At 37.1% G+C, this 7,684-nt stretch carries 9 protein-coding genes and 1 pseudogene; 6 read left to right on the top strand and 4 right to left on the bottom strand.

The genetic code is table 11. The features are described from left to right. Positions 1-235, top strand: a pseudogene (locus PN450_RS13475) (RNA-guided endonuclease IscB); the annotation flags it as partial. 623 nt (positions 236-858) lie between these two features. Here the strand turns inward: PN450_RS13475 and PN450_RS13470 are convergent. Then, positions 859-990: a hypothetical protein gene (locus PN450_RS13470; protein ID WP_271836646.1), complete on the bottom strand. Its 132-nt coding sequence runs from the start codon at positions 988-990 to the stop codon at positions 859-861. 363 nt (positions 991-1,353) lie between these two features. On the opposite strand from PN450_RS13470, the gene PN450_RS13465 reads away from it, so the two are divergent. After that, entirely contained in the window at positions 1,354-2,064 is a 711-nt protein-coding gene (locus PN450_RS13465; RefSeq protein WP_015079963.1) for a tetratricopeptide repeat protein, read from the top strand. 141 nt (positions 2,065-2,205) lie between these two features. On the opposite strand, the gene PN450_RS13460 is transcribed toward PN450_RS13465, so the two are convergent. Then, positions 2,206-2,616: a slr1601 family putative cell division protein gene (locus PN450_RS13460; RefSeq protein ID WP_015079964.1), complete on the bottom strand. Its 411-nt coding sequence runs from the start codon at positions 2,614-2,616 to the stop codon at positions 2,206-2,208. A gap of 243 nt (positions 2,617-2,859) precedes the next feature. Further along, the gene (psaM, locus tag PN450_RS13455) at positions 2,860-2,955 is read right to left on the bottom strand and encodes a photosystem I reaction center subunit XII (protein ID WP_006196319.1); all 96 of its coding nucleotides are present in this window, start codon (positions 2,953-2,955) and stop codon (positions 2,860-2,862) included. A gap of 82 nt (positions 2,956-3,037) precedes the next feature. Here psaM and PN450_RS13450 point away from each other — a divergent pair, with 82 nt between their 5' ends. From PN450_RS13450 to PN450_RS13440, 3 genes are all read left to right on the top strand, one after another. Further along, complete coding sequence (locus tag PN450_RS13450; RefSeq protein WP_271836645.1) at positions 3,038-3,169, top strand: hypothetical protein; 132 nt, start codon at positions 3,038-3,040, stop codon at positions 3,167-3,169. Further along, positions 3,147-4,439 carry an FGGY-family carbohydrate kinase gene (locus tag PN450_RS13445; RefSeq protein ID WP_148764899.1) on the top strand — a complete coding sequence of 431 codons (1,293 nt, stop codon included), beginning with the start codon at positions 3,147-3,149 and terminating at the stop codon, positions 4,437-4,439. Before PN450_RS13450 ends, PN450_RS13445 begins: the two co-directional genes overlap by 23 nt. A gap of 101 nt (positions 4,440-4,540) precedes the next feature. After that, complete coding sequence (locus PN450_RS13440; protein ID WP_271836644.1) at positions 4,541-5,212, top strand: hypothetical protein; 672 nt, start codon at positions 4,541-4,543, stop codon at positions 5,210-5,212. A 3-nt stretch (positions 5,213-5,215) separates the two neighbouring features. On the opposite strand, the gene PN450_RS13435 is transcribed toward PN450_RS13440, so the two are convergent. Continuing rightward, positions 5,216-6,559 (bottom strand): protein kinase domain-containing protein, encoded by a 1,344-nt coding sequence (locus PN450_RS13435; protein WP_271836643.1) that lies wholly within the window; start codon positions 6,557-6,559, stop codon positions 5,216-5,218. 522 nt (positions 6,560-7,081) lie between these two features. Here PN450_RS13435 and PN450_RS13430 point away from each other — a divergent pair. Next, on the top strand, positions 7,082-7,684 hold a 603-nt coding region (locus tag PN450_RS13430; protein ID WP_271836642.1), incomplete at its 3' end, for an Rpn family recombination-promoting nuclease/putative transposase.

Here is a 7,684-nt window from a genome sequence, read left to right as displayed (position 1 = left end):
TCCTTGCACCGAGCCTAAAAAAATATTCACTCATGTTTCTACAGGAGATTTTGTTAAGGCTACTTTGCACAAAGATCGTAAAAACATAATTTCTGGAAAGTATGTAAGTCGTGTTAAAACTCCCACAAAAAACGGATGTGAGATTGTTATCAATGGTTTTAGAGTTGAATTTTCAACAATGAAGGATATTACTAGGGTTCATTGTAGTGACGGATATAGCTACAGCTACGTTTGACTACGGAAAACTACAATTTTATGAGATTAAATGCAGAGACTGAATATAATTCACGACTGCTGGGTAAGCACTCAAATCTAATTTGAGCATAATGGGAATTTGACACTCCCCGGTCTAAAGACACGGGGATTCTTGGTTCAACGAGACCACTTAAACTAGACTCCTTGCGTTATCTAGCGAGCGAGGTGGGACTCTCCCCAAGCGTTAAAGCCTCGACTCCGCTCGGCTTTAACCCTGAGCGAAGCCGAAGGGTTAACTTTCGGTCTGCCCGACCGTAGTTGCATTATTGCAAGTCCTGTTTAACTTGAAACGAGAAAGTTTCAAAATTCTGATTCGTCTAGTCCCTATAAATCTTTTACCTACTGCTAGAAGGAAACTAGAACAATGCAGTAGAACCACATAGATTTAATTGTCAAGGTACAGATTACCGTTAGGCAGTTAGGTTTTTATACAGGTTGATTACCTTTCCTGTTACAAGTAATATAGCACAGGTCGCTGGGGGATAAATCCCCTCTTGTAGCTTTCATCCCCGGCTTAAAAGACATTAACACCTAAAAATCCTAAAAATTTTTAGGTGACAATTCTAGCCGCATTTAGTACCCGTTTGCGCTCTATCGAATAATTTAAGATGTGGGAATTTGTTTACAGATAGCTTCTAATGCGGCTGTAGGAATGGGTTCTATCACTTCAATTTGATCCACTTCCCCATCTTCTTTATATAAGCACGTAGATAAAAAAAAGCATAATATATTCATCAGTATTGAAAGCGGTAGCATCAGCATAAGCAATTATTGTTGTCATGAGAAATGTCTCTTCTAGAATTGGTAAATAGGGGTTGGTTAGTTGTTAGTTGTCCGTTGTCATTGGTAAAACTCTTATTGCCTATTGCCTATTACCTCTTCCCTCTTCCCTCTTCCCCTGATCATTAAAATTTACACTTCAATTCTTCAGAATTTTACTGATTCGGGAATTGAACTTGGGTATGAAGTATACATTATTAGATTTATGGCTCATCTGTTGTTAGATGTAAAATCCACGTCCTTCAATCATCCTAGAGTCATTAGGACACAAAAACTGTAACTTTATTTGACAAACCAAGTAAACCAAATAGGCAAAGTATGAATAAGCACTCTTTTTTAAATTCTGGTATTCAAAACAATCAAGTATGTCTTTCTGATCAAAACAATCCTTGTCATCAATGTGCGCCGTTACAGGATGGTAATGAATCAATGTTGGAAGAACGTTATTTACGCTCTTGTGCTTTGAAGTTAGCACAACAAGGGGATTATACTAAAGCGATCGCACTGTTAAGTCACCTGATTGACCATCATCCCGAAAATGCGGTCGATTACAATAACCGAGGGCTGATTTATTTTCAAAGTGGTGATAGCCAAAAAGCTATCTCTGATTATAACAAAGCCTTAGATTTAAATTCTAAATTAGCTAGTGCCTACAATAATCGGGCTAATTATTACGCTGCTTGTGGTGAATTAACAGCCGCATTGGCTGATTATGAACAAGCATTAGATCTAAATCCCCATCATGTTCGGGCTTGGATTAATCGCAGTATTACTTTACGCGACTTGGGAGACTATGCAGAAGCTATTGAAAACTTAGAAATTGCCATGCTGTTTGGTCAACTCAAAGGCAACATTTGGGCGGAACAGGGACGGACTTATCATCTCTGGGGTGATTGGAATTGTGCAATTGCGAATTATCGTCGCGCATTGGCAGAACTACCATCTTTAAATCATCAAGATGTTTCCGGTTATCGCTTACGGTTACAAATCGAAAATTGGTTAAACGAGTTGCTCTTTTTTGAAGACTAATTTAGTAGATGGCTTAATTCAGATTTTTAGCATTCAATTGGTAAAACTGACTCAAAAATTTGAGTTTCATGACTAAATATAAAGTTGTATCATTTGGTAGTCACCCTAATAACCGTGATGATTAATATATTTTCTGCACTTTTATGGTGCTGAGTTAGATTGTTCCGTTCCAGTCTGCTCTTGATTCATCAATATAACTGGACGCTGATTAGGGTCAAAGCGAAATGATTTTTGTTGCATAATACTTTTAGCTTCCCCAGGATCAAAGTTGCGGCTAAATTCTGTCTGCAAGTTTTGCACACGCCCTTCCATAACTTTTACTTCGGTACGAACTGTTCGCAACTTATCCTGTTGTGACCAATGATAAGGTAATAATTGTACTAAAGCAGATACTGCTGCTGCACTAATAACTATATTAACTGCTACTTTGGCTGTAGTTTCCAGTGCCATTATTTGATAAGCACGTTGGCGTAAATGTCGTTTAGGTCTTGGTACAGTTCGGCGTTGTTCTACGGGCTGTAGAGGAGGTTTAGATGGTTGAAACGCATTCATGGTGCTAACAAAAAACTCGCTGATTTACGGTAATTACCGTCAAAAGCAAACAGGTGCTAATTGCGGCTTAATTTAGCTGCCATATTACTCCATTTTCTGGAAATTTATACAAGTATGAAGATGAATAAAATATTACCTAGTAAAGTAGGGGCGATTTCTAAAATTCCCATAGTTTAGAACTACAAGTATTTGAAATCTACTCCTACTTATGGATTAAGCACCTGTAACAGCCTTACACTGGTGTTATTTGTATAGTTCTGTAGCTAAACGCCAAGCTAGAATTCCTGGAATTAGCGCTACAGCTAACGCAATGTAAACTTGGGTATCTGAGATAGGCATGATGGAAATCCTCCTAAGTTGAACTTGATTTTCAAGACTCCGTTTACTACTTTTCCCTGTTTTGCCAAAATAAGGAAACATCTTGTTACAAGATGCAACAAAAACTGGGGATTTGTCAGTTGTTCATTGTCCGTTGTCATTGGGAAGAAATATTCCCCTACTTCCCCTACTTCCCCTACCTCCCTTAATTTATGACTTTATCGCTTGGTATTGACTTTGGTACTTCTGGCGCACGGGGTGTGGTAATTGATGAAGAAGGTCGGATTCTGTCCGAAATGCGCCATTGTTGGCAGGTTGGGACTGTTGATTGGGTTCAATGTTGGCAACAGGCTTTATGGAGTCTATTAGGGCAAATTCCGGGGGTGTTAAGGGGGGAAATCGGAGCGATCGCTATTAATGGGACTTCTTCCACTATTTTACTGACTGATGGGGCTGGAAAGCCTGTGGACGCGCCACTATTGTACAATGATGGTCGGGGTGCAGTGGTTTTAGAACGATTGAGCAGGATCGCGCCAGCAAATCACACTGTATTAAGTGCTACATCTAGTCTAGCGAAACTCCTCTGGATGCAAGAATTACCTGATTTTGCAAAAGCCAGATATTTATTGCATCAAGCCGATTGGCTGGGATTTCTCTTGCATGGAAAGTTAGGTATTAGCGATTACCACAACGCCTTAAAATTGGGTTATGACGTGGAAAAATTGCAATATCCAGCATGGTTGGAACAGCTAGAAATTCCCCTCCAGTTACCGCAAGTCTTAGCGCCGGGTACAGCCATTGGTGAATTACTTCCCCAGATTGCGGCCGATTTTGGCTTTAAAGGCGATTGTTTAGTGGTTGCTGGCACAACAGATAGTATTGCGGCTTTTCTAGCCAGTGGAGCTAAATTTCCGGGGGAGGCGGTAACTTCTCTCGGTTCAACTTTGGTACTAAAACTTTTAAGTCGGCACAGAATCGAAGATGCGCGATATGGAATTTATAGCCATCGTTTAGGAGATTTGTGGTTAACTGGAGGTGCATCTAATACAGGTGGTGCTATTTTGAAGCATTTTTTCAGCGATGTTGAGTTGGTGAGGTTAAGTGCGGAAATTGATCCAACTCAAGCCAGTGTGTTAGATTATTATCCATTATTGAAACCAGGCGATCGCTTTCCCATTAATGATCCCCAATTATTACCCAGACTAGAACCACGTCCAGATCAACCTCAAGAATTTCTACATGGTTTATTAGAAAGTATGGCTAGAATAGAAACTAGAGGATATGAACTATTACAAAATCTAGGTGCAGATCCTTTAACTCATATTTATACAGCAGGTGGTGGTGCTGCTAATTCTACTTGGACGGCTATTCGTCAACGTTATTTAAAAGTACCTATTGTTTTATCAAAGAATACAGAAGCAGCTTATGGAACGGCACTTTTGGCAATGGGGAATAAATTAATAGAAAAACGAACCACAGAGGACACAGAGGACGCGGAGGAATGAGGAGGGAAAGAATTATTTATAAGTTGTAAAGTTAAGTTTAATTCAGTATTCAATTGTTAATTTATATGGTTATGAATCTAATCACTAAGCTAGTTTCCCAAATGTATAACAATTTCAAGTTTCCGCAAATCTTGGTCTTTGGTTTGATTATTACCAGCTTGTTTGCCTGTGGTTTAGATGTCACTGAAAATAGTACATCTGCAAATGCTAAAAATCCCGAACAGTCACAATTAAACCAAAATACTTTACCTAAATCTATTTCTCAAAAATTGCTAAGGGATGCTGCTAGAGTTTCTGGGGTGAAAGTTTCTAATTTGCAAATTACTCAAGTTACATCTACTATTTTTAGCAATCCCTGTAATTTTCAATTTGGGGAAGTTTGCACAAGGGAATATAATCCTATTCCCGGTTGGATTGTAATTGTGCAAGTCAAAGAACAATCTTGGACTTATCATGTGAATAAATCCGGTTCACAAATTCTTCTAGATCCGAAAATTAGCAGTAATCAATTACCCAAAAAAATTGCTAATGCGGTTTTGAGTGATGCTTCTAAACGTTCTGGTTTAGCAGTAAGTTCTTTGAAAATTACCCAGTCAATTCAGAAAACTTTTAGTAATTCCTGCGTTTTTAATTTTGGTGAAGTCTGCGCTCAAAATTTTGATCCCATTAAAGGTTGGGAAGTAATTGTCAAAGTTAAAAGCCAATTCTGGACTTATCATATAGATACAACTGGTACACGCATTGTTTTAGATCCTCAAGTTACTAAGATTTAAGAATCAAACACATTTTAACAACGCTGCTTTAAATTCTGCGGCTGTTTGAAAATAAATTTTTGGCTTTTCTATTAAAGCCAAATCTATCACTTCTGCTAACTTTTTAGGAATACTACTATCACGTTGACGAATGGGGACAGCATCATTTCTTAACACACAAGTCCAAGGTTCACCGACAAAATCACGGGGGAAATATCCCGTTAACATATTATATAAACAAGCAGCACTTGCCCATACATCAACCTCTGGTAAGGAATTTTTTAAATCTAGCAATTGTTGACGGCACATAAACGCAGGAGTCCCCATTTTTGCACCTGTGAAAGTGTGTCCACTCAACCCAGCTAAATCAAAAGCTTTGGATAATCCATAATCTCCAATTTTGACTATCATTTTACCATTAATATTAGTAATAAAAATATTATTCGGTTTTAAATCTCGATGTACTAAACCTTTACCTTTTCCTAGTCTTCCGTCGGCTAATTTCACACAAGGAACTTCAACGTTATGGGTATATGTTAAACCGTCGAGAACTTGCAGAGTAATATCAACAGCTATATTAACAGGTAAACGTCCTCCTAATTTCTCCATCAAATCCCAAATATCCCCACCTTCGCAATATTCCATTGTAAAGAAAAAGGTATTTTCCCCATAGCCATAATCTAACATCTGCACTACATGAGGATGTTGTAAATATTTGGTGTTTTCTGTTTCTCGCAAAAACATTTTTACCCCCAGTTCTTTAGCAGCAACTTGAGGTAACATTAATTTTAATGCCACAAGTGTTTTAGTTTGGGTATGTTGGGCTAAAAATACTTCTCCAAATCCACCTTCACCTAAAGATTTGATAATCTGATAATTAGAAATTACCTTCAGATTTGAATTACCTTGATTGGCTAAATTCAAGAGGTTTTTAATAATATCAAAAAAGTTCGGTTTATTATTTTCTTGTTCGACTGGAATATAAGGATTTTTCTGTTTTTCCAGTTCTATTTTTGTACTAATATCAAAAATAATATCTCCTACCGCTACCTGATCATTATTAACTAAATCATATTCGGGAAAAACTATCTTTAATGCTTCTTCTGGAGATTCTCCTGCTTTTCTTTGTCCGATTTTTTTACCATTAACAATCGTACCGTTTAAACTTCCTAAATCACGGATTCTCATTTCTGGAGGATTGATATCTAATAAGCAATGATAGCGAGAAACTGTCATATCAATATTATCCGCAATTTGCAAATTGCAATCTTCACCTCTACCGATAATACAAGTGCTGCGACTATCAAATATATATTGTTTTCCTGAAAGTTTTCCTGTGGTAATGGTGAGGGTAATGGTAGATGGCATTTTCCTAATAATTAATTATTTGAGGTTGTGGTAAATATTATACTCTGTAGGTTGGGTTAAGTGATAACGCAACCCAACAAATCCAGACAATTAAATTTTTATGATATTGGGTTTCCTTATGTCAGTATATAAGTTATTTGTATGGGATTTTGACAAAAAAGCACTTTCTCAATTATTGGTGGTCTATTCTCATTATTATTGAGAATTTTATCAATAATGTAACGAGTTTTGGTAATTTCAGCTAGGGGGGTTGACAGTGTTCCGAGTTTCGGGTATGCTTATGATATGGCTGGGAAAGTGTGCGCCCATATATATAGAGTTTTTATTTATCAAGATAATTATTTCCCAAATAAATCCCTCCAAGCAGGGAAATAAGAAAATAAAATTTGTCCTCATAACCAAAATACGAAAACGTTATCTTGTATTTTAGAATTAAGATGCAATTACAGTAGATGTAGAACTGGGAAAGATGGTTAAAATCAGCAGATAAATAAGTAATAAGAAATTTCAAAATCAGGAATAATGCACACAGACACGATATTTTATCAAATCTTCCTCACTTTTCACACCCTATTATTTGAAATTCTGGGAGAACCTACAGAAAATGCCAGAGATTATAAATTTACCTCTGTGGAAGTGAAGGAAAAGGCATTTCGATTTGATGGGATTTTTATGGCAGATAGTCTAGAAAAACCCATCTATTTTGTAGAAGTGCAATTTCAACCAAAACCAGATTTTTACTGGGAATTAATCGCAGAAATCAACATCTATCTTAATCAATTTAAACCTGTACAAGATTGGCAAGGAGTAGCTTTATTTGCGAAACGGAGTTTAGATGTAGGAGAATTGACTGCTTATCAACAGGAATTGATTAATAGTGGGAGAATTAAACGAATTTATTTAGATGAATTACCACCGGGTTCAATTGGTATGGGGTTAATTGAGTTAATTGTCAGTAAGGAAGCACAAGCACCGGAATTAGTGAAAACTCTCTTGGACAGAACTAAGACAGAAGTTGAGAATGACAGAGAAAAACAAGGTATTATAGAATTGTTGGAGACTGTTTTATTGTCCAAATTTTCACAATTAAGCCGTCAGGAGATAGAAGCAATGTTTTTAGTGAGT

This window comes from Dolichospermum lemmermannii CS-548, assembly GCF_028330815.1.
Taxonomy (GTDB): domain Bacteria; phylum Cyanobacteriota; class Cyanobacteriia; order Cyanobacteriales; family Nostocaceae; genus Dolichospermum; species Dolichospermum lemmermannii.
Note: the sequence above shows the minus strand (reverse complement) of the source record. Positions and strands in the feature narration are given on the sequence as shown.